At 48.3% G+C, this 20,986-nt stretch carries 18 protein-coding genes and 1 riboswitch; of the genes, 13 read left to right on the top strand and 5 right to left on the bottom strand.

What is annotated here, in order from left to right; translation table 11 throughout:
* Nucleotides 1-9 precede the first annotated feature (9 nt).
* The 3 genes from ACTTK6_RS10205 to ACTTK6_RS10195 form a co-directional block, all read right to left on the bottom strand.
* Nucleotides 10-1,044: a FecCD family ABC transporter permease gene (locus ACTTK6_RS10205; protein WP_079474193.1), complete on the bottom strand. Its 1,035-nt coding sequence runs from the start codon at nucleotides 1,042-1,044 to the stop codon at nucleotides 10-12.
* On the bottom strand, nucleotides 1,045-2,085 hold the full coding sequence (locus tag ACTTK6_RS10200) for a FecCD family ABC transporter permease (protein ID WP_079474194.1): 1,041 nt from the start codon (nucleotides 2,083-2,085) through the stop codon (nucleotides 1,045-1,047).
* A gap of 223 nt (nucleotides 2,086-2,308) precedes the next feature.
* Nucleotides 2,309-3,217, bottom strand: a complete 909-nt coding sequence (locus ACTTK6_RS10195; protein ID WP_079474195.1) for a VOC family protein — start codon at nucleotides 3,215-3,217, stop codon at nucleotides 2,309-2,311.
* A gap of 239 nt (nucleotides 3,218-3,456) precedes the next feature.
* Here ACTTK6_RS10195 and ACTTK6_RS10190 point away from each other — a divergent pair, with 239 nt between their 5' ends.
* Both ACTTK6_RS10190 and ACTTK6_RS10185 read left to right on the top strand, forming a co-directional pair.
* A complete protein-coding gene (locus ACTTK6_RS10190) occupies nucleotides 3,457-3,663 on the top strand; it encodes a hypothetical protein (protein ID WP_079474196.1) in 207 nt (68 codons plus the stop codon).
* A gap of 1 nt (nucleotide 3,664) precedes the next feature.
* The gene (locus ACTTK6_RS10185; RefSeq protein WP_462833354.1) at nucleotides 3,665-4,237 is read left to right on the top strand and encodes a Fic/DOC family protein; all 573 of its coding nucleotides are present in this window, start codon (nucleotides 3,665-3,667) and stop codon (nucleotides 4,235-4,237) included.
* Between the two features lie 33 nt (nucleotides 4,238-4,270).
* Here ACTTK6_RS10185 and ACTTK6_RS10180 read toward each other — a convergent pair whose 3' ends face one another.
* Nucleotides 4,271-4,906, bottom strand: a complete 636-nt coding sequence (locus ACTTK6_RS10180) for a YitT family protein (RefSeq protein WP_462833353.1) — start codon at nucleotides 4,904-4,906, stop codon at nucleotides 4,271-4,273.
* Between the two features lie 153 nt (nucleotides 4,907-5,059).
* Here ACTTK6_RS10180 and ACTTK6_RS10175 point away from each other — a divergent pair, with 153 nt between their 5' ends.
* From ACTTK6_RS10175 to ACTTK6_RS10145, 7 genes are all read left to right on the top strand, one after another.
* Entirely contained in the window at nucleotides 5,060-5,509 is a 450-nt protein-coding gene (locus ACTTK6_RS10175; RefSeq protein WP_094908555.1) for an Lrp/AsnC family transcriptional regulator, read from the top strand.
* Nucleotides 5,510-5,601: 92 nt separating this feature from the next.
* Nucleotides 5,602-6,561, top strand: a complete 960-nt coding sequence (locus ACTTK6_RS10170) for an AAA family ATPase (RefSeq protein WP_079474360.1) — start codon at nucleotides 5,602-5,604, stop codon at nucleotides 6,559-6,561.
* Nucleotides 6,558-7,742 (top strand): DUF58 domain-containing protein, encoded by a 1,185-nt coding sequence (locus ACTTK6_RS10165; RefSeq protein WP_462833352.1) that lies wholly within the window; start codon nucleotides 6,558-6,560, stop codon nucleotides 7,740-7,742. The genes ACTTK6_RS10170 and ACTTK6_RS10165 overlap by 4 nt, the downstream gene beginning before the upstream one ends.
* A 15-nt stretch (nucleotides 7,743-7,757) precedes the next feature.
* A complete protein-coding gene (locus ACTTK6_RS10160; RefSeq protein WP_462833351.1) occupies nucleotides 7,758-9,908 on the top strand; it encodes a transglutaminase TgpA family protein in 2,151 nt (716 codons plus the stop codon).
* 31 nt (nucleotides 9,909-9,939) lie between these two features.
* A riboswitch (purine riboswitch) is annotated at nucleotides 9,940-10,040 on the top strand.
* Nucleotides 10,041-10,251: 211 nt separating this feature from the next.
* Complete coding sequence (gene guaA, locus ACTTK6_RS10155; protein ID WP_462833350.1) at nucleotides 10,252-11,796, top strand: glutamine-hydrolyzing GMP synthase; 1,545 nt, start codon at nucleotides 10,252-10,254, stop codon at nucleotides 11,794-11,796.
* A gap of 88 nt (nucleotides 11,797-11,884) precedes the next feature.
* Nucleotides 11,885-13,198, top strand: a complete 1,314-nt coding sequence (locus tag ACTTK6_RS10150; RefSeq protein ID WP_462833349.1) for an NCS2 family permease — start codon at nucleotides 11,885-11,887, stop codon at nucleotides 13,196-13,198.
* Between the two features lie 113 nt (nucleotides 13,199-13,311).
* Nucleotides 13,312-14,307, top strand: a complete 996-nt coding sequence (locus ACTTK6_RS10145; RefSeq protein ID WP_462833348.1) for an acrylyl-CoA reductase family protein — start codon at nucleotides 13,312-13,314, stop codon at nucleotides 14,305-14,307.
* Between the two features lie 6 nt (nucleotides 14,308-14,313).
* Here ACTTK6_RS10145 and ACTTK6_RS10140 read toward each other — a convergent pair whose 3' ends face one another.
* Nucleotides 14,314-14,910 (bottom strand): DNA-3-methyladenine glycosylase, encoded by a 597-nt coding sequence (locus tag ACTTK6_RS10140; protein WP_462833347.1) that lies wholly within the window; start codon nucleotides 14,908-14,910, stop codon nucleotides 14,314-14,316.
* Nucleotides 14,911-15,073: 163 nt separating this feature from the next.
* Between ACTTK6_RS10140 and ACTTK6_RS10135 the strand changes: the two genes are divergently transcribed.
* The 4 genes from ACTTK6_RS10135 (at nucleotide 15,074) to ACTTK6_RS10120 (ending at nucleotide 20,951) form a co-directional block, all read left to right on the top strand.
* Nucleotides 15,074-15,961, top strand: coding sequence for a nuclease-related domain-containing protein (locus ACTTK6_RS10135; protein WP_079474205.1), 888 nt, complete (start codon nucleotides 15,074-15,076; stop codon nucleotides 15,959-15,961).
* Between the two features lie 203 nt (nucleotides 15,962-16,164).
* The gene (locus ACTTK6_RS10130; protein WP_462833346.1) at nucleotides 16,165-17,754 is read left to right on the top strand and encodes a diguanylate cyclase; all 1,590 of its coding nucleotides are present in this window, start codon (nucleotides 16,165-16,167) and stop codon (nucleotides 17,752-17,754) included.
* Nucleotides 17,755-17,773: 19 nt separating this feature from the next.
* Nucleotides 17,774-18,142: a response regulator gene (locus ACTTK6_RS10125; protein WP_079474207.1), complete on the top strand. Its 369-nt coding sequence runs from the start codon at nucleotides 17,774-17,776 to the stop codon at nucleotides 18,140-18,142.
* A complete protein-coding gene (locus ACTTK6_RS10120) occupies nucleotides 18,135-20,951 on the top strand; it encodes an ATP-binding protein (RefSeq protein WP_462833345.1) in 2,817 nt (938 codons plus the stop codon). Before ACTTK6_RS10125 ends, ACTTK6_RS10120 begins: the two co-directional genes overlap by 8 nt.
* The last annotated feature ends 35 nt before the right edge of the window (nucleotides 20,952-20,986 follow it).

Genomic DNA, 20,986 nt, shown 5'->3' with positions numbered 1-20,986 from the left:
GTGATAAAGTTAGACATTGCTTCTGGCAAGCAGGTATAGAAAATAAGGAGCGCCGATAACGGCCACAACAATTCCCGCGTGAATCTCCGACGGTTGAATAATAGTCCGGCCGAGCGTGTCTGCAAACAGGAGCAGCAGCCCTCCCAGGAGGGCTGAAGCAGGCAGGGCCAGCGCATGGTTGGGGCCGACCAGTCTCCGTGCTATATGTGGAGCAATCAGCCCGACAAAGCCGATGCCGCCGCTGATAGAAACTGCCGAGGCTGCAAGCGCTACAGAGGCGAAGGTGAGCAGAAGGCGTTCTTTTTCCACCCGAAGGCCAAGCCCCTTCGCCATCTGTTCGCCGAATGTAAGCGTATCGAGAGCCCGCCACCGGTAATAAATAAAAACCGACAAAATAATAAACCAGGGAAGAAACGAATATACATAAGGCCAGGTGGAACCGTAGATTCTTCCCGCCAGCCATATAGCCACAAAGTCAAACTGCTCCGGCTGCAGACGCAGCATCAGGACGGTCATTAGGGCATTAAGCCCGGCGGCTACTGCAATGCCGGTCAGTATCATTCTCATTGGCACAAGCCCGAGCTGCCGGTCGTAAGCAAGAATATAAATTAGCGCTGCAGCAAGCAGCCCGCCAATGAGTGCGAATACCGGCAGCAGATACGGAGAAGCAGCACTAACAGTACTGAAAAATGAAATATACAAAACAACGAATAATCCTGCCCCGGTAGTAATACCGAGAATGCCCGGGTCCGCCAGGCTGTTACGGGAAATTCCCTGCAGTACGCATCCCGAAACGGCTAGAGCGGCGCCGACAAGCAGCGCGATAACAATCCGGGGGAGGCGGAATTGAAATAACACGAGACTTTGGTTACTGTTGCCGAACCCAAACAGCGTCTTTAATACTTCGAGCGGCCCTAACGGGGTTACTCCAGAATTCATGCTGAACAGCAGCACGGTAAATATTAGAACAGCAAGCGAACTGAACACGAAAATGCGGCGTCTGCGGCGCTTGCGTTCCCACTCGCCTGAAAATATAGAATGCATTTAGAGCTCCCTCCTCTCGCGGCGGGCGATGTATAAAAAGAATGGTACGCCGATAAGAGCAAAAAGAGAGCCGAGAGGGGTTTCATATGGCGGATTAATGATCCGGGCGCCGATATCGGCAAGCGACATGAAAATGCCGCCTGTCACAATGGAGCACGGAATGATAGCCCTGTAGTCGACCCCTACAAAAAAACGGACGACGTGAGGGATAACCAGGCCGACAAATCCGATAGGACCGGCAATAGAGACTGCAATACCGGCGAGAAACAGAACGGCAAGCGTGCAGAGTAATTTAATCAAGCCAACACGCTGCCCCAGTCCTGAAGCAATGTCGTCCCCAAGACTTAAAATAGTAACGGACCGCGAAAGGGTGACCGCAAACAAAAGCGCCCCTCCCATCCATGGCAGGGCGGGGAGCAATTGCTCCCACCGGACGCCGGAAAGCCCGCCGGCATACCAAAAGGCAATGTCCTGGCTGAGATCAAAGTGAATGGCGATACCTTCGCTTAGCGCAGTAAACAGAGCGTTGATTGCGGCCCCGGCAAGCACCATGCGAAGCGGAGTTAAGCCGATGCGCGAAAGTGAGGCGATGCCAAAGATCAATCCCATGCTGATTGCCGCTCCCAAAAACGAAAAGACAATCAGCAGATTATAAGAAAGCCCCGGCAAAAATGCAAAGCAGATCGCTACCATGAAAATCGAACCTGCGTTGATGCCGAGAATCCCGGATTCTGCCAGAGGATTTCTTGTCATTCCCTGCATAATAGCGCCGGCTACGGCAAAGCAGGCACCAACAATAACATCTGCAATAGCTCTGGGGAGACGCAGCTCGCGTATAACAACATGGTCATTTATGGAAGCGTCGTAATGAAACAAGGCGTTCCAAACAGTCCCAAGCTCCACATCTGCTGCGCCTACAGAAATTGAAAGTAAAAATATAAAGCCCAGTATAGGAAGGCCGATAATAAACATTAGAACAGCTGTTATAGGACGTGAAGTAATATCGTCTTTATAGGTGGACGGTTCTGTTTGTTGACGCATGTTATATCCTCTTTCAGCACTAAAAAATCATTCTGTAGTGATAATCATTATCAATCAATACTTATCATATCAGCTGTATTTCTTTCTGTCCATGTTTTCCTGTATAAGCAGCGGCAATACAAAAATCCGGACTCTTTCCAATCGAATAGAGTCCGGATTTGTATGAGTTTTATTTCTTCCAATTATCTTATTTAAAATCTAAATAATTATGTGAATTAAACTTTTATTCAGCCAGCCGGCTCATCTGTTCAGCAGGCAGGACAGTATCCGGAGAATTTGCCGTTACGCAGATGACAATACCTGAGGGATCGTTGACATAAAAAGCATTTTCTTCGCGGTGAAATGAATAGCCGGCTGCTTCCAGCCGTTCGGCGACGGGTTCGAGAGCGGGGGCAGAGGAAAGCATAATCGTGTACATGTCAAGTCCCGTGTTTTGTATGGAAGCTTTAGGGGCCTGTCTTCCGGCCCATGGGTTGAGCCCAACGTGATGGTGATAGCCGCCGGCGGCTATAAAAAAAGCAGGAAATTTCTTCGGATCAGCAGTTAATTCAAATCCAAGCCCATTAACATAAAAATGATAAGCCTCTTCCATGTCGTGGACATGCAAATGAACGTGGCCCATTTTCGTGCCGGACGGAACTCCGTGCCACTTTATCCCTTCTCCCTCCTGGAGCAGCTGATGTTCGTGCAGGGGGTCCACCGTCATGTGCACGAACCCGTCAGCATCATATTTCCATTCCTCCCGTGCCCGGTCACGATAAACCTCGATGCCGTTGCCGTCCGGATCAGTCAGATAAAGGGCCTCACTGACACTGTGGTCGGCAGCTCCGAAATGCTCGCCCACATCGTGGAGATGGTGTATGAAAGCTCCCAGGGAGGCGCGGTCCGGAAGCAGTACAGCAAAGTGATACAGGCCGGCATAAGTGCGCGGAGGGGTAATGGAACCTTCCACTTTCCGCAGCATCACGAGCGGGAGCCCGTCCGATGGCACGCCGAGCACGGCAGCGGAAGATGAACGCCCGAGTAACCTTAGGCCGATTACATGCTCATAATAGGCAGCTGCCCGGTCGATATTCTGTACTCTAAGCTGCACGGGCCCGAGAGAAAAATCGGTATCAATTACATTAGTCATGCTGCATTCTCCTTTAATTTTTAGAATAGAACGAAAGCAGGTCTCAGTTTCATCATACTGGGAAGAAGGGTGGGAATGGAAGTGCCCACTTTAAAGTGGTATAGTACCCCAAATGATACTAATGAGCACCATTTCTGCAAAAGGTATAATAAAGGGTTTCTTTTATCCCGGGCAGGAGAGAGTGGGGGGGAACGAGAAGAAAACAAAAACACTTTTATTACAGGCAAGGGGGCAGAGGGATGAACGAGAAAAGCAGTTTATCAGCAGTCGACAGGTACAATTTTTCTGGTACGCCCGAAGAAAGGGAGCTTAAGAACGCGATTGTTTCTGCAGAAATTGAAGGGTTTATTTTTTCAGAAAAAGACATCGAAGCCGTGCGTAAGCTCCGCGACGGGGAAATGACTATTAAAGAAGTGACAGCTTTTGTAGCGGAAGGGCGTTTATAATATGGGTGAATCCTATTATACGTATGGGGACAGCGGCGTGCTTGTGAACAAGATGAATTTTCGGGAAAAAGCCAAAGCAGAGAAAATCGAACAGATTATTACTACGTACCGTCTGCAGCAGATGATGACGGCAAAAAAAGTGCTGGGATCCTTCGATGAAGAGCATATACGGCGTATTCACCGTCGGCTGTTTTCCGATGTATACGCCTGGGCAGGAGAGTTCCGTACGGTGGATCTTGCTAAAGGAAGAACATCCTTTCTCCCCGCAGCGTTTATTGACCGGGGCCTGCGCCACCTCAAGGCGTCTGTCCAGGAAAAAAATCAAAAAACGTATGCAGAAAGGGAAGCTTTTGCCGAAGCCTTTGCCCCAATCTACAATGACCTTAATCACATTCATCCATTTCGGGAGGGGAACGGTAGAATGCAGCGGGAGTTTATTCGCCAGCTTGCCTGGCACCACGGCTACGATATGAACTATACCCCTGTTCAACAGAAAAAACTGTTTGAAGCCTCCGTGGATGACGATGAAAATAAAGCCGCTGGAGCACTGGTGGAAGGGTTGATCGAAAGCTGAAAAAGCAGCCTCCCATGGGAAGCTGCTTTTGGCTTATTGCTTTTCAATTAAACCGCCCTGTCGTGAAGAACGTGGCTTCGGGCTTGCAAGGGGCCGCGAAGCGGCAATTTTTCCTTTAGCTGTACTGAGGACAAAAGCGGTGGCTATAATGGAAAGCGTGGAGTAAGCGCCTGCGATTAAGCCGACAGAAGCGAGTCCTACAGCTACAGCAATTACATCAAAAGATAAATTGACTTTACCGGGGTTCCACTGGAGCCGCCGCTGAAGGAATAAAGCGAGTATGTTCGCGCCTCCAAGCGAGGTGTTATTCATAAATAAAATCGAAATGCCTGCTCCTATGCTGATCCCGCCGAAAATGGCTCCGGCAGCAGGGTGTATACTGAAAGCAGGAAGAAAATAATCAAGGCTTGTAAGAGCGGAAAGCAGAGACACGGCGGCGATCGTATTCAACGTGAACTTCCACCCCATATGCACGATAGAAAACACGTAAAAAGGCAGGTTAATCAAAAAGAACACGGCCGAAAAAGATAGCGGGAGTAAATACGTTAATCCAAGCGCCAGGCCTGCGGTGCCTCCTGTGACTAAATCAGCGTGCTGAAGCAGAATAATGCCGAAGGCAGCTAACAAACATCCGGCGAGGACTTGTAGTAGATTGGTTATGTTTATCAACGGTCGTCTCTCCTTCAACAATAGGTTACTTTAATTATAAGGAATAATAAGGAGCGAGTGAATGATTATATGAAGGAGAATCATCCGTATATTAATAAAAATGAATACATATTTGGTTATTTACATTCAATAAGAAAGGTGAAGTGCGTTTAGATGGATCGAATTGATGTAAGCATGCTTGAGATCCTCCAGGAGGATGGGAGAATATCCGTAAGTGATTTATCCAAAAAATTAAATTTAAGCCGTCCAAGCGTGTCAGAACGAATGATAAGGCTGCAGGAAAAAGGAATTATTGATCAGTTTAGTGCCGTGGTTCCGCCGGCTGCTGTAGGTCGGGACACGTTGCTCATGATTCAGGTAAGCGAACTGAAGGACACCATTCAGCATTTTGAAAAAATGATCGCAGAGGATACCCGCGTGCTTGAGTGTCACCGTGTGACCGGCGAGGTCAGCTATTTTATTAAAGCGGCAGTAGAGGGGATGGAAAGCTTAAGGGAGCTGGTCGATACCCTGATTTCCTATGGAAACATTAATACATCGATCGTACTGAAATCACCGGTTGAACGCAGAAAAATACTGCCTGAACACCGGGAGGAGGAGTAGCCGGTTTTCTTCCGCGGACAGAGTAATTGTGATAAGATTAATATGAATTATAGAGCGAGAGTATATACAATAATAGGGGGAGAAAGATATTGGTGAACGAACGTGAAGCGTTGCAGCGTGTCATCGAAAACGTGCAGCAGGTTGTAGTCGGAAAAAAAGCTGAGATTGAATTGAGCCTGACTGCACTCCTGGCCGGCGGGCATATTCTGCTTGAAGATGTCCCCGGCGTGGGAAAGACGATGATGGTACGGGCAATTGCCAGGTCCATTGGCGCTAGTTTTAAACGAATACAATTCACTCCGGATCTTCTCCCGTCAGACGTTACAGGCGTTTCTATATACAATCAGCGGACGATGGAGTTTGAATTCCGCCCCGGCCCTTTAATGGGAAACGTTCTGCTGGCAGACGAAATTAACCGTACCTCTCCAAAAACACAGTCGGCTCTGCTGGAGGCTCTGGAGGAAAAAAGCGTGACGGTGGACGGGGAGACGCGAAACCTTGAGCGTTTATTTTTCGTGATGGCGACACAGAATCCTGTGGAATACGGGGGGACGTATCCTCTTCCGGAAGCGCAGCTCGACCGCTTTCTCTTTAAGCTGCGCCTCGGTTACCCGACAGAAGAACAAGAAATCAAAGTGCTCGAACGGGTGGAATTTACACATCCGATTGACGAGCTCTCCTCTGTTATGAGCCTTGAAGATGTCTTGAAGGCTCAGGAACTCGTGAAAGATGTACATGTGGATCATTCGGTGAAACAGTACATTGTCTCTATCGTGCGGGAAAGCAGAAACCACCGCGATATTTATCTTGGTGTAAGTCCGAGGGGTTCCATTGCGCTGATGAAGGTATCACAGGCGTATGCTTTTGTGAGGGGAAGAGACTACGTGACACCCGATGATGTAAAGTATCTTGCTCCCTTTGTAATGGGGCACCGTCTCATTCTGCAGACAGATCAGCAGATGGCGGACAAAGACGGGGAGAGCGTGGTGAGAGATATCTTATCAAGTCTTCGCGTGCCTTCCTCGGACAGTGATTCGGCGGTACGGCCATGAAACGGTTTTTGCGAATTGGCAGAAAAGTAATGCAGCTGGCAGCTGTTGTGGCTGCATTAGCTGTATTATTTATTTACGCCATGTTTCAAGGGGGGTTTGTCAGCTGGTTTTTGTTCTACAGTGTAACGACCCTTGCGGTGATGCAATTATTATTATTAGTTTATCCCCTCCGTTCCTTAAAGGCTGAGCGCAGGCTCGGTGCTGACATGCTTTCATTTAACGGGCACACAGAGGCTGTAGTGACGTTAGAGAAAAGAATTCCGCTTCCGCTGATGTATGTAAAGATTCGGGATCATCAGCCATATGGAGTCCGGGATTGGGAAGCGTCAGCTGAAACTCTTGTTTTTCCTTTTTTTCAAAAGCGGGTATCCTATTCGTACAGCCTGAGGGGAAGAAGACGGGGAAAGCACAGCATCGACTATCTCCAAGTCCGTTCCGGCGACTTGTTTGGCTTTGTAGAAAAAGACTATGACATTTCGGTGTCTTCGACGGTAGTAGTACTTCCAAGAATGAGAAAGCTGGCAAACTGGAATACGGCGGCAGACAATTCTTCAGAATCAGTATCGCTTTCGCAGCGGATAAAAAACGAATCTGTCAACGTGGCAGGGGTCAGAGATTATACACCCGGGGACCGGATGGCCAATATTGACTGGAAAGTGACAGCCCGAGCTGGAAAACTTGTTACAAAAGAATTTGAAGCTGAAAAAGGAGAGGGTTATTTTCTGCTGCTTGAAAATGCAGCTGATATGTCTGCTGAGCCATTTGAAGCAGCGGTGGAATTTGCTGCTTCGTTAACCGAATACGCCTACCAAACGAGGATGCCCGTTGGTTACGGGGTCACGGCTTCCGAACAGCCCCTGCAGCAGCCAGATACCTCGAAGGAGCATTTCCAGCGTATTTATCAAGGCCTGGCGTATGTGGAGTTGATTCCAGAAACGGAAGCCTCGCCGTTTTTACGAAAAGCCCCGGGGCTTGAAGCGTTAATTTACGTGACCCCGGTACTAACTAATACTAGAATCAAAGAGTTAAAGCAGTGGGCCGGGCAAAAGCGTTCAATTATTGTAGCACTGCTTCCTGACGAAAGCGGGTCCTCCCGCCGTGAAAGTGTGGAAGCGCTGCGGCATGCCAATATTCATATTTACTATGTTCAGCCGGGGGATGCTGGCTTTGAGGTGCTATAGAGGAGGCATAATTATTTGGTTAAACCGGAGCATACCTGGAAAAAGTTGATTGTTTATATTCTTGGTTATTTTCTATTGGCAGAATGGCTGCTCCCTTTGCCGGAAGCAACCGGAACAGGGTCAGTGACCGTGTTTATGGTGGTTTCTGCAGCTTTTTTTATTGTAATTTATCTGCGTCCGCCCTGGTGGGCAGTAGTTGGCAGTATACTGCTGATTATAATGGCAGGGGTAAACAGCGTTTTTTATGAGGGATCGCCGCTGCAGCTGAACTGGCTGGTTTCTATGGTGGCGGAAGTGCAGACAAATGTTGTTTATATCATCAGCGGCCAATGGTATGCACTGACAGATATGTTCCGGAGTGTACTGTTTATGCTTCTGCTCGCTATCATGAGCTACTTGATTTATTTTTGGGTGGTGCAGTCTCGCAGGATTTTACTGTTTCTGACATTCACAATTATTTATATTGGGGTAATGGATACATTCTTTGAGTACGATGGAATGTTTGCGATTATACGTACCTTCGTTATAGGGTTTCTGCTTTTGGGGCTGCTTCAGTGGGAGCGTATTGTGTTACGCGCAACAGACAGGAAGGCCCAGAGAACAATTTTTGTACGGTGGACGCTGATTATGGCTGCCTTTTTAATTACTGCCGGAGGTGTAGGGGTGCTTGCCCCTAAAAGCGAACCCCGGTGGCCTGACCCCGTTCCGTTTTTAACATGGGGGGAGAGCAGCACCGGAAGCTCCCAGGGCGTGCAGAAGATTGGATATGACGGCACCGATGAACGGCTTGGCGGCGGCTTTCAAATGAGTGATATGCCCGTGTTTACAGCCTCCGGGGATATTAACGGATATTGGCGGGGGGAAGCAAAAAACGTATATACCGGCCTTGGTTGGGAAATAGATACCCCTGGCGAAACGTCTTTAGAAGCTGGTTTATACGATGAAAGTATCGAAACAGAAGAACAGGAAGTAAATATTGAAATGGCGGAAACCCAGGAGTTTGATTTTGCCTTTTATCCGGGCTCTTTTTTGTCTATTGAAGAAGACGTGGAAACGTCAGCGAATGCTTGGACGACCCAGGTATCATTTGGGGCCGAAGGGGAAGCGGCATCATTAAATAATTATACTGTAGCGTATGAAACGGCAGATTTTCCAGTGGAAGAGATGAGCGCCGTTACTGATAATACAGAGGACCCGGAAGAAATCACCGAATATTTTACACAGTTACCGGAGGATCTGCCTGGAGAAATTCAGGAGCTTGCTGAAGACCTTACAGCTGATGATGACAACCGCTATGCGAAAGCGAGAACGGTGGAAAGATATTTACGGGGCCCCGATTTTTCCTACCAAACGACAAATATTCCAGCTCCATCGGAAGGCGGGGATTACGTAAGCCAGTTCTTGTTTGAATCACGCGCCGGTTATTGTGATAACTATTCGACTTCGATGGCTGTGCTGCTTCGGACGCTTGATATACCCACACGCTGGGTCAAAGGTTTCACAGAAGGTGACCAGGCGCCGGGAAATGAAAATGAGGTAGAGGTCACAAATGAAAATGCGCATTCCTGGGTGGAGGTGTATTTTCCTGAGGTCGGATGGGTGCCGTTTGAACCGACGAAAGGTTTTTCCTCAGATTTTAACTACACGTATGAAAACAATGAAGCTGCAGAAGAAGCTCCAGAAATTGAAGAAGAGGAGCCGCAGGAAGAGGAAGCCGCTCCTGAAGAAGAAGAGGCAGCACCTGAGGCAGGGAATGTAGGCGATGAACAGGAGGATGCATCTGGAGAAGAAAGCTTCGACTGGAAGCTTCTGCTATGGGCGCTGCTTACAACAGCAGTTCTCCTCGTTGGAGCGGGATGGCTCTTCCGGAGAAAGCTGCTGAGTGCCTATCTTCTTTTCAAATACCGTCACATGAAGTCTGATAAAGAATTTATGAACGCCTATCAGGCCCTGATACGGCTTCTGCAGTCAGCGCGCGTGAAACGAAATGCTGGCGAAACGCTGCGGGAATTTGCTGGACGGGTGGACGAAGTCTATGACACAAGCGATATGGAGCGTCTGACGGAAAAATATGAGCGACTGTATTACGGACGCAAAACAGGTGACGGAGCCGAGCCGGAAACAGTGGCAATATGGAAACGAATGGTAAAGAAAATCCGTTCTTGACCGGCCTGACGCCGGCTGTTAAAATTTATTTCATGTTTACAGGTGAATACCTCGTATAGTTTGGGATCAGGCCCAAATGTCTCTACCCGGCCGCCGGAAAATGGCTGGACTACGAGGGCAGTGAGAGGCAGTTGGCAGCAGAAGCCTAGCTGTATGCCTCCAAGTTGAAGCTGCTTTCGTATATTACGAAAGCAGCTTTTTTGGTCTGCGAAGGAAAAATTATTACTGAAACATCCGAGGCCTGGGGAGCTGCAATCGAAATCAGACAGTTGCCGGGAAGCGGTCATTCCTTTAAAGTAAACCTTGCACGTACATATTTGAAAAACAGTTAGGGGTAAAAACAATGAGCGTAGGAAATATCAGTGAAACGATTATTGTCCTGGACTTTGGCGGCCAGTATAATCAATTGATTACACGCAGAATCAGGGATCTCGGCGTTTTTAGTGAGCTGCATCCGAATACGATCAGCGCGGAAAAAATTAAAGAATTAAATCCAGCGGGGATTATCTTTTCCGGCGGCCCGAACAGCGCGTATGCCGAAGGCGCGCTTACCTGTGATCCAGCTATTTTTGACCTGGATATTCCTATTTTGGGAATTTGCTACGGTATGCAGCTGATGACGCTGCATTACGGAGGAAAAGTGGAAAAAGCCCAGCATAGGGAGTACGGCAAGGCAGATATCCATGTGCAGGCGAACCCGGTGCTATTTGAAGGCCTGCCGAAAACCCAGAACGCGTGGATGAGTCATGGGGACTTAATTGTCGAGCCGCCGGAAGGTTTTACGGTGGATGCAACCAACCCATCATGTCCGGTAGCTTCCATGAGCGCTCCGGAAAAGAAAATGTATGGCGTTCAATTCCATCCGGAAGTACGCCACACTCAGTTTGGCGATGACATGCTGAAAAACTTTGCTTACCGTATTTGCGGATGCTCAAGCGAATGGACAATGGCAAATTTCATTGATGAGCAGGTGGACGTTATTCGTGAGCAGGTGGGCAGCCGTAATGTTCTTTGTGCATTGAGTGGCGGTGTGGACAGCTCGGTAGCCGCAGCACTTGTTCATAGGGCAATCGGGGACCAGCTTACATGCATGTTTATCGATCACGGCCTGCTGCGCAAAGAGGAAGCTACAGGCGTTATGGAGTCTCTTGGACGTGGTTTTCAAATGAATATCGTGAAAATAGACGCGGCAAAACGTTTTCTCGATCAGCTCAACGGCGTGAGTGATCCAGAACAAAAACGGAAAATCATCGGTAATGAATTCATATACGTGTTTGAAGAAGAGGCAGGAAAGCTTGAAAATGTGGATTTTCTTGTTCAGGGTACGCTGTATACAGACGTTATTGAAAGCGGAACGGATACAGCACAGACGATCAAGTCCCACCACAATGTTGGCGGCCTGCCGGAGGACATGAAATTTGATCTGATTGAACCTTTAAATACGCTGTTTAAAGATGAAGTCCGCAAGCTCGGCACGGAACTTGGAGTGCCGGATGAAATTGTTTGGCGGCAGCCGTTCCCAGGGCCGGGGCTGGGGATTCGTGTGCTCGGAGAGATCACGGAGGAGAAGCTTGAAATTGTGCGTGAATCAGATTATATACTGCGGGAAGAAATCAAAAATGCCGGCCTTGACCGTGAAATCTGGCAGTACTTCACGGCGCTCCCGGATATGAGAAGTGTTGGCGTGATGGGCGACAGCCGTACGTATGACTACACTGTCGGTATTCGGGCGGTTACATCGATTGACGGTATGACTTCAGATTGGGCCCGTATTCCATATGACGTTCTCGAAAAGATTTCCACAAGAATTGTCAACGAAGTCCAGCACGTTAACCGTGTAGTGTATGATGTCACGTCTAAGCCGCCTTCGACGATTGAGTGGGAGTAAGGTTTACAGCTTAACCTCCAAGATTAATATATAATAGAACAAGAGAGAGTTTTGCCTGGGGAGAGGAAAGAGAGGAAGAGATAAGAGTATGGATCGTTTTTTTGAATTTGCGAAGAATGAGACGAACTACAAGAAAGAATCGTTAGCCGGTTTAACGACTTTCCTTGCGATGGCGTATATTTTATTCGTCAACCCCAGTATTTTAGCCGAAGCCGGAATGAACGAATCCGCCGTTTTTGTGGCAACAGCATTAGCAGCGGCCATTGGGACACTAATTATGGGGCTGCTTGCCAGGTATCCGATAGCTCTGGCCCCGGGGATGGGGCTTAATGCCTTTTTCACATATTCCGTGGTGCTGACAATGGGGATTCCCTGGGAGCTTGCTTTATTCGGGGTGTTCTGCTCCGGAATGATTTTTATCGGTTTAACAACATTTGGCATTAGAGAGAAAATTATCAATGCGATTCCAGAGGAGCTGAAGTATGCCGTCTCTGCCGGTATTGGGCTGTTTATCGCCTTTGTCGGCCTGCAGGGGGCACAGATTGTGGTAGCGGACGAGTCTACTCTCGTCACGCTCGGTACACTTACTTCCGGACCGGCTGCTCTTGCGGCATTCGGGCTTCTTGTCACTGTCATACTGATGACGCTTGGCGTCCGCGGTGGGATTTTTTACGGAATGGTGGTGACAGCGCTGGCTGGAATTCTCGTGGGCCAGATTCAGCCGCCGGGCCAGATTGTCTTCGGGGTGCCAAGTATTGCCCCGACCTTCGGAGCGGCTTTCACCTCTCTTGCTGACTTTTCGTGGGACTCAAGCTTTATTATTGGATTCATCATCGTTGTCCTCACGTTTTTGTTTGTAGATTTTTTTGATACAGCAGGGACGTTGTTCGCGGTAGCCAATCAGGCTGGATTTGTAAAAGACAACAAACTTCCGCGTGCCGGCCGCGCACTGGTGGCCGACTCATCGGCAACCGTCATCGGTTCGATTCTGGGAACATCGACGACGACAGCATATATTGAATCTTCAGCTGGTGTAGCTGTCGGTGGCCGCACTGGCTTTGCTTCCATTATTACAGCGCTGCTTTTCCTTACCGCTTTGTTTTTCTCACCGCTGCTTGGCGTAGTAACAAGTGCTGTAACGGCTCCGGCTCTTATTATTGTTGGGGCGCTGATGGTATCGTCGCTTCGTTTAATTGAGTGGCATCGTCTCGAAATTGCCGTGCCGGCTTTTTTAACCGTGGTATCCATGCCGCTTACCTACAGCATTGCGACCGGTATTGCCATGGGCTTTATCTTCTACCCGATCACGATGGTTCTGACTGGGAGAGGAAAGCAGCTGAACCCGATTATGTACGTTTTGTTTTTTGTATTTATTATCTTTTTCCTATTTTTAACACCATAGCAAGCAGCACGTGCTTCCTGAAGGAGGCGCGTGCTTTTTGTTTTTTTTATCTTCTGCATGGAATGAAGCTTTAATGGGAATAGGGGAAAGGATTAAATTATGGAGGTGGAAATATGAGCACATTTAAGGCATTGGTCGTGGATAAAAACGAGCAGGGAGAAGTTACAAAGGAAGTACGCACGCTGGAGGAAGGGGATCTGCCTGAAGGCGACGTCACCATCGATGTACACTATTCAAGCATCAATTATAAAGACGGCATGGCGGCAGCACCTGGAAGCCAGATTGCGCAGGGGCACCCGCTTGTGCCGGGCATCGACCTCGCCGGTACTGTGGCTTCATCCAGTGATTCAAGGTATCAGCAGGGAGATGAGGTACTCGTCACAGGCTATGAATTAGGAGTCGCCCACCACGGCGGCTATGCGGAAAAAGCAAGAGTGCCTGCTGATTGGGTAGTCCGGCTTCCGGAAGGAATGACGCCGAGAGAAGCAATGATTTTTGGCACTGCCGGATTTACAGCGGGTTTATCAGTCGTTCGCCTCGAGGAAGAGGGAGTTACCCCGGACCAGGGCGAAATCGTCGTGACTGGCGCTACCGGTGGTGTCGGTAGTATGGCAGTAGCTATGCTGCATTCGCTCGGATATGAGGTGGCAGCTGTCACGGGAAACGCCGAAGCCCATGATTACCTCCGGGATATCGGTGCTTCGCGCATTCTCTCCCGCGAAGATGTGAATCCCGATAAACGGAAGCCGCTCGGGAAAGCAACGTGGGCCGGAGCTGTAGATCCCGTTGGGGGAGAAACGCTTGCGTACCTGCTGAGTACAATGAAGTATCACGGTACTGCAGCTGTCAGCGGCCTTACCGGAGGGACAGATGTTCCCACGACAGTTCATCCGTTCATTCTCCGCGGAATAAATCTGGCCGGAATTGATTCTGTTTACTGTCCGTCAGAAAAAAGACAATATGTATGGAATCGCCTCGCCAGCGACCTGAAAGTTCAATCGCTTCTTGACGCAATCGCCAGCGAGACTACATTGGATCACTTGGCAGAAGATCTTGACGCTATATTGGAAAGCCGCATTCAGGGCCGTCGCATCGTGGCTCTGAAATAACAGCCCTCATGCCCTCCACCTGGAAACGTAAGGATTACCTGTTTCAAAAAAGCGCCACGGATAATGACGGGCTTCACCGCTCCCGGAAATGCCAACTCGTGGGCCACTTTCCACTGCAGGTTCAGATTCCTTTGGAGACAAATAGAGTGGTGGCTGGTCAAGTTCATGGCCGTAATAGCTCATATCAATACCAAGCGCTTTCGTTAGTTTGCCGGGGCCGTTTGTCTGCTGAATGCCGCGGACGCGGTGCCGGCGTTTTTGAATGAGTTCAAGACCTGTTACGGGCTCGATGGCACGGATAAGCACGGCTTCGGGGGAATCTTCCACTCCGCTGACGATGTTTAAAAGCGCGTGGGTGTGCATCGTATACATATAGACGTGGCCCGGCGAAAAAAACATGACATTTGTCCGTTTGGTTCTGCGGTAATTATAGCTGTGCGCTGCACGGTCTACTGGTCCTATATAGGCTTCCGTTTCAACGATTCTGCCAGATGCAGGGCCCTCCGGCGTTTCATGTACAAGCACGCAGCCGACCAGCGCTCTGGAAAGCTCGAGGGTCGGTTTTTCATAAAAGCTTTTTGGAACAACAGAATAAAGTGTCATTGGGAAAGAATCCTTTCTTTTGGTGTATACGAAAAGGAATATATTGATTATGATAGAAATATAATGTATATGCTTTTACATAGCAATCAGCAAGCGTTTTTTAGTGTACCAAATCCCGGGTCATAGTAAAAATATTAAGGCAGGAAATGGAAGAGGTGCTCATATGGGTATAGCGGTCACGGTTATTATAGCTTTAATTATTATTGGAGCAGTCATTTTAATTCAGCGCGATCAGTATTTAAAGAAAGTCCGGCAGTATGATAGAAAGATGGAAGAAGAAATCGAAGGAAAAAGCTCGCAGTATCGCGAGGATATTCAGGCGATACGCGGTAAATACGAAGAAGAAAAAGGGAAACTGACAGATTACATCTATCACCTGGAGAAAATTTCCCGGGAACCGGAAGAGATGAAAACACATGAACTGCTTCGAAGCATTAAAAATGATCTTGTCGAAGCAAATAAAATCGCCGTAGATGAAATGTTGATTTCCGGACACGTATACGTGCCGCTCGATGAACGGTCAGAGCTTTCCACCCGCCAGGTGGACCACGTTGTTTTGACGACCCGGGGGCTGTATGTGCTTGAGACGCAGAAATGGAAAGGCCATATTATTCACGGGGTCAGTAAGCACAATGCCGGAACGCTTGATTTTGTGCTTGATACGCTGTACCCCGATCTCGAAGAAGATGTGGAAACGACGATGGTTTTTCAAAATACGAGCCGGGGGCACGTTCGTTCAGGAACGTTCGAGGTGCACGACAGTCCAATAGAGCATGCGAAAGCGACAGCTTCGATTACGGAAAACTTTCTGCGCAGGGAAAAGCACAATCCGGGCGAAGTCACGCCGATTATTTTTTTCGGCCACTCGAACACGCAGGATGACCGGTTTGTCCAGGACGTTTCGGTGGACGCTTTCACCCACCGGTTCACGACAGAGGCAGCACTGCGGGCCTTCTTTCATGAACAGTTTTCCCAGAACGAGCCCCTGTATTCCCAGGAGCAGTTGTATCAGATGGAACGCTCTATCATTACAACGAATTACGTCTCCTAAAATGCTTTCAGGCAAGAAACGCCGCAGCCAATCGCTGCGGCATTTTTTTGTGCCAAAATACGGCTGCACCTCTCCATTCCTAAAGGAAATTTAAAGATTTTCCGCTTTTGAAAACAGTAAAATTTTCTTATGTTAAGCTACTTTTGACATGCTTAAATAGTATATAATGGAAAATAGATAATAATGGTTAGAGGGATATTATTATGGCGAATCAATATCAGGAAACCTTTATTGCAAATATTAAAAAACAGCACGAATACTTAGAGCAAAAACAATATGAAGATTTTAAAGAAATGTACAGATGGCTTCATACAATTAAAGGCACCGGAGCCACGCTGGGCCTGGGCCAGGTGGCTGAAACAGCAGAGGAAGCGATGTGGAGGCTCAATGCTGGCACTCCGGCAGAAACCCGGAGTGCCTATGCAGAAAAGATTATGAACATGCTGGAAGAGGGAGAGCGTGCAGATAAATTCACCATTTCTTATTATGCTTTAGAGGAAGAATCTTCCTTTGTGCTTCTCGGCCATACGTCTCTGCACGTTTTGTATGAGGTGAAAGAGCAGCTTGAAGCGCTTGGGCATCATGTGCTGCTTGCCTCTGACCGCAGGAAGCTGGTGGAGAAAATCGAAGAGTACCATCCCGAAATGATTCTTCTCTCTGAGGCTTTAGCCATGCGGGGACGCCGGACCATTATTAAGCGCATCAAAGATGCAGCGAGAGATGAGCTGCTGCCTGTCGTCGTATTTTGTAACGGCGGAATAGACACTGAGAGAGCAGATCAGTTTTATAAAGACGGGGCTGCTTTTGTGATCAAGCCCCCTTATTCCACGATGGAAATGGTGCAGGTTATTCACCGCCATCTGGAGTGGCAGGCGCCGATGAAAGAAGCGTTAACGGTAGATGAGCTCACGGGGGCCTATAACCGGAAAATGCTCGAAATGGAGGAAGGTCGTCTGTGGGCGGAGTTTAAACGGAGCGGTAAACCTTTCTCTATAGCATTAACGGACCTTGACCATTTCAAGCAGATCAATGACAGCTACGGCCACGAGGAAGGCGATCAGGTGCTCAAATGGTTTGTCAGACATATGCTTTCCCGGAAGCGCCCGAGTGATCATTTGATCCGCCTGGGCGGGGACGAGTTTTTGTTTATTTTTCAGCAGACGTTTGCGGAAGAAACAGAAAAGATAATGAAGCGGCTTCAGCAATCCTTTACGGAATTTGTATCAGCCCGGCGCCTGCCGTACCGGCTCGGATTTACAGCTGGTATGTCTACAGCGACTACTGTGCACGCTTCCTTGCAGGAGCTGATCAATGAAGCAGATGCAGCGATGCTCGAAGCAAAAGGCTCCGGCCGGAATGCAGTCGTTTCCTATTCGGGAGAAACGACCATGGATCTTCCTTACATAAACGTATTTATTATCGATGATGACGAAGCAATGGCTTCCTTTGTCGCCGATCAGTTTCATCAGTTAAATGTTGCGAGGTACCGGGTACGGACAACATATTTTTCCTCTGGTGAAGCATTTTTTGAAAAAGAAAATTACGAACGCGGGCAGCGCTATTTTGTTGTGCTGGACGTTACTATGCCTGGGATGGATGGATTTGCAGTGCTTGAGAAGCTTCGGGGAAAATATCCGTCGAGTAACATGATTGTATTAATGCTCACAGGCAATCGGAATGAAGAGGATATCGTTCATGCGCTGGAACTTGGAGCGGATGATTATTTAATGAAGCCATTTCGAAAAGAAGAACTGGTCGCACGCGCGAAACGATTGATACAGCGGGTGCTGTGAACTGGGAAAGGCGGGGGAAATGTATAAAATACTAGTAGCCGACGATGCGGAAGTACTTCGCATGCTCATCGTAGATACTTTAGAGGACGAAGAAGAATACATGATCGACGAAGCGGCAGATGGAAGGGACGCATATGAAAAAGCGAGTGCTGCTTCCTATGATCTTTTAATTATCGATAATATGATGCCGGAGTATAACGGAGTGGAAGTAGTCTCCATGCTTCGGGAAGACGGTAGGCTTGAAAATATGAAAACGCTGATGATTACAGCGAAAACCCAGGACAAAGATAAAGAGGAAGCAAGAAAAGCAGGTGTGATGGAATTTGTATCCAAGCCGTTTAGCCCGGCCCTGCTAATTACGATCGTGGAGGAAATGCTCGATGCGTAACTACATAAAAAGCCGGCTTCACCGAAGATTCAGTATCATCTTTCTACTCGTGCTCGTGCTTGCCGCTGCTGGAGGCATTGGGCAGCATATCTATATGAGTGCGAATCAGCAGGGACTCCAGAATGAATCGAGGCAGTGGCGGGAAACACAGAACGTTCTGGCAGATCTGGAGTTTTATACCCAGCAGATTATTATCGCAGGCCGCGGCTACCTTGCTTTCGGAGACGAAAGTGAACTGGATGACATTGAACGGAATCTTAGTGCTGCACGGGCTCAGCTTGAGGAATACCGGAGTTTGACTAAAGCGGATACCGATCTGATGGCTCAGATAGAAGAATTTTTAAACGATTATGAAAACGAATGGCTGCCTCAGTTGACTGAAGCAGTGGAAGCCGGAAGCACTACCATTGAGAATCGCGAGCAGATAAGCTCTCAGGTCGGAGCCCTCATTAACAGCTTATCGAGCGGCCACGATCAGGCTGAGGCTGCACGAATGAACGTAAATGACCAGTATTTTGAAATAAACGAAAATTCGCATCTTGCCTACCTTCTGTATTTGATTGGCATGTTGATTGCGCTTGGCGTTATTGTATGGCTGCTTCTGCGAAAAACTACCGGTCCGCTATGGGAGATGAAAAATGCCGCTGCCAAAGTGGGGAGTGGTGAAGAGATAGCAATTTCCGACAATCACCGCAGTGATGAGATAGGAGAATTGAGCCGTTCCTTTAATGCGATGGCATCGAGTATTCAGCAAAACCAGAACGCGATTATGGATCGAAACGAAGAGCTGGTCGTTCAGCAGAACGAGCTTCAGGAGCAGCAGGAATACCTGCGGACATTAAACGAACTGAACGAAACGTTCAGCGGTTCGATGGGCAAGCAGGTGCTGATGGAGCAGCTGCTTGCAAAAATGTACGATCTTTTTCATTTTGACAAAGGAATGGTTGCAGCTTTGGAACCTTCCTGGCAGGCTGCCTGGTACGGAATGAGTGAAGAGGAAAAACAGCATTTCGAGACCCATTCCGCCGATAGTCCGTTTGCTTTAATCGAAAACACGAAAAAGGCCCATGTAATTGAGCGGAAATCATACGGCGGAGAAGAAGGGCTGAGTACCAAAGAAACGACAGTATATGAAATGTATCTGCCAGTGTTCAGCAGCAAGCAGGAAATGATCGGAGCGGCGGTATTTACTAGAACCGGAAAGAATTTTTCTGGACGGGAGCGTGAGACCATGCAAGGAATTCTCCGCCAGGCCTCTATTTCCTTCGGTCGTATTCTGTTGTTTGAGAAAACAGAAAAGGAGCGCTTTTTGTATCAGCGTATTATCGACAGCGTCGATGAAGGTATTCAGTATATCGATGAAAACGGAACGCTGGAGCATGCGAACCATTGGACGTGGAGCATGATCGGAGCCGGGGCGCAGAATGAGGCTCAGGCGCTGCCGTTTGGGGAATGGACCTCTGAATGGCTGAAGCAGATCGATGAAGACTGCCGGGAAAAAGTAGAGAATTATTTCCAGGCGTTTATCGATAATGAAACAGGACCGGATTTCAGCATCGAGTATAAAATTACAACAGACAGCTCCGTGCATGTGTACGAGCTGTATGGACGTCATGTACAAATGGAATCTGAAGAAAAGGGAACAATCTTTGTGCACCGCAACCGGACGAAAGAATTCGAGCTTGACCAGATGAAATCAGATCTTGTCAGCACGGTGAGCCACGAACTTAGGACTCCGCTTTCGAGCATTTTAGGCTTCGCCGAGCTGCTGCTCGTTAAAGATTTGAAGCCGGTCCGCCAAAAAAAGTATATAGAAACCATTCACCGGGAAGGGGGAAGGCTGACTTCATTAATAAATGATTTCCTGGACCTGCAGCGGATGGAAGCGGGACGACAGGAATATGAGATGGAAGAAGTTGATCTCAGCAGCCTGATGCTTGAAGTGGTGGATACATTTGAACCCAACCAACCGGAGCACACGTTTGTAGTAAAAGACCGGCTGCAGTATGGACGTATCCATGCAGACAAAGGTAAAATCGTGCAGGGCGTTACTAATATTATTGGCAACGCGGTAAAGTTTTCTCCAGAGGGCGGGGAAGTGAAAATTGAGCTTGCCAATGAGCAAAATATGGTTCGTGTGAAAATTTCCGACGAAGGCCTTGGCATACCGGAAAAAGAACTTCCGCATCTTTTTAGTAAGTTTCATCGTATAAATGATGAAGATCGGCGGAAAATACGGGGTACCGGCCTGGGCCTTGCAGTAACAAAACAAATTGTAGAAGACCACAAGGGGCGGATAGAGGTTGCTTCGACGGAAGGGGAAGGCAGCAGCTTTTGCTTATTCTTCCCCCTGGCAGGAGTGGGATTTGATATGGAAGAACTGCCGGAAGGAAGTGAGCTGCACTCGGTGCTGATACTCGAAGACGACCGAAGCCTTGGGATGCTTCTTTCAGAAGAGCTTCGTCATGCCAGGTATGAAGTGGTGCACTACTTTAATCCTTACAAAGCGCTGGAGGCGCTAAAACGGGGGCTGAGGCCGGAAGTTTTTGTGGTGGACCTGATGCTTGGAGAAGAGATGGACGGATGGGAATTTATTGAACGGTTGAAATCGTTCCGACATACTGAAGATGTGCCGATTATTGTTTCCTCGGCCCTTCACGAGGATAAAGAACGAATGGCCCGTATGGATGTGCGGCATTACCTGACCAAGCCGTATCCGCCCAATAGTTTGTCCCAGCAGGTGTGCCGCATCATTGAGCAGACTGATAACCATGGCGAAGTATACGTTCCTGATTTTAATGAAGTGTAACGTTTTTTCCGTTGTGTTAGGCTGAGAGAAAAGAA

The sequence above is a fragment of the Marinococcus salis genome (assembly GCF_054971365.1).
The sequence above is the reverse complement of the archived record's forward strand: the minus strand, read 5'-3'. Positions and strand labels throughout refer to the sequence as shown.

What these genes read in the sequence shown, in the direction of transcription:
- ACTTK6_RS10130 (WP_462833346.1), top strand. Translation starts at nt 16,165, where the DNA reads ATGGCGAATCAATATCAGGAAACCTTTATTGCAAATATTAAAAAACAG.
- ACTTK6_RS10140 (WP_462833347.1), bottom strand. Translation starts at nt 14,910, where the DNA reads ATGACACTTTATTCTGTTGTTCCAAAAAGCTTTTATGAAAAACCGACC.
- ACTTK6_RS10145 (WP_462833348.1), top strand. Translation starts at nt 13,312, where the DNA reads ATGAGCACATTTAAGGCATTGGTCGTGGATAAAAACGAGCAGGGAGAA.
- ACTTK6_RS10125 (WP_079474207.1), top strand. Translation starts at nt 17,774, where the DNA reads ATGTATAAAATACTAGTAGCCGACGATGCGGAAGTACTTCGCATGCTC.
- ACTTK6_RS10135 (WP_079474205.1), top strand. Translation starts at nt 15,074, where the DNA reads ATGGGTATAGCGGTCACGGTTATTATAGCTTTAATTATTATTGGAGCA.
- ACTTK6_RS10190 (WP_079474196.1), top strand. Translation starts at nt 3,457, where the DNA reads ATGAACGAGAAAAGCAGTTTATCAGCAGTCGACAGGTACAATTTTTCT.
- ACTTK6_RS10150 (WP_462833349.1), top strand. Translation starts at nt 11,885, where the DNA reads ATGGATCGTTTTTTTGAATTTGCGAAGAATGAGACGAACTACAAGAAA.
- ACTTK6_RS10165 (WP_462833352.1), top strand. Translation starts at nt 6,558, where the DNA reads ATGAAACGGTTTTTGCGAATTGGCAGAAAAGTAATGCAGCTGGCAGCT.
- ACTTK6_RS10205 (WP_079474193.1), bottom strand. Translation starts at nt 1,044, where the DNA reads ATGCATTCTATATTTTCAGGCGAGTGGGAACGCAAGCGCCGCAGACGC.
- ACTTK6_RS10195 (WP_079474195.1), bottom strand. Translation starts at nt 3,217, where the DNA reads ATGACTAATGTAATTGATACCGATTTTTCTCTCGGGCCCGTGCAGCTT.
- guaA (WP_462833350.1), top strand. Translation starts at nt 10,252, where the DNA reads ATGAGCGTAGGAAATATCAGTGAAACGATTATTGTCCTGGACTTTGGC.
- ACTTK6_RS10175 (WP_094908555.1), top strand. Translation starts at nt 5,060, where the DNA reads ATGGATCGAATTGATGTAAGCATGCTTGAGATCCTCCAGGAGGATGGG.
- ACTTK6_RS10200 (WP_079474194.1), bottom strand. Translation starts at nt 2,085, where the DNA reads ATGCGTCAACAAACAGAACCGTCCACCTATAAAGACGATATTACTTCA.
- ACTTK6_RS10185 (WP_462833354.1), top strand. Translation starts at nt 3,665, where the DNA reads ATGGGTGAATCCTATTATACGTATGGGGACAGCGGCGTGCTTGTGAAC.
- ACTTK6_RS10120 (WP_462833345.1), top strand. Translation starts at nt 18,135, where the DNA reads ATGCGTAACTACATAAAAAGCCGGCTTCACCGAAGATTCAGTATCATC.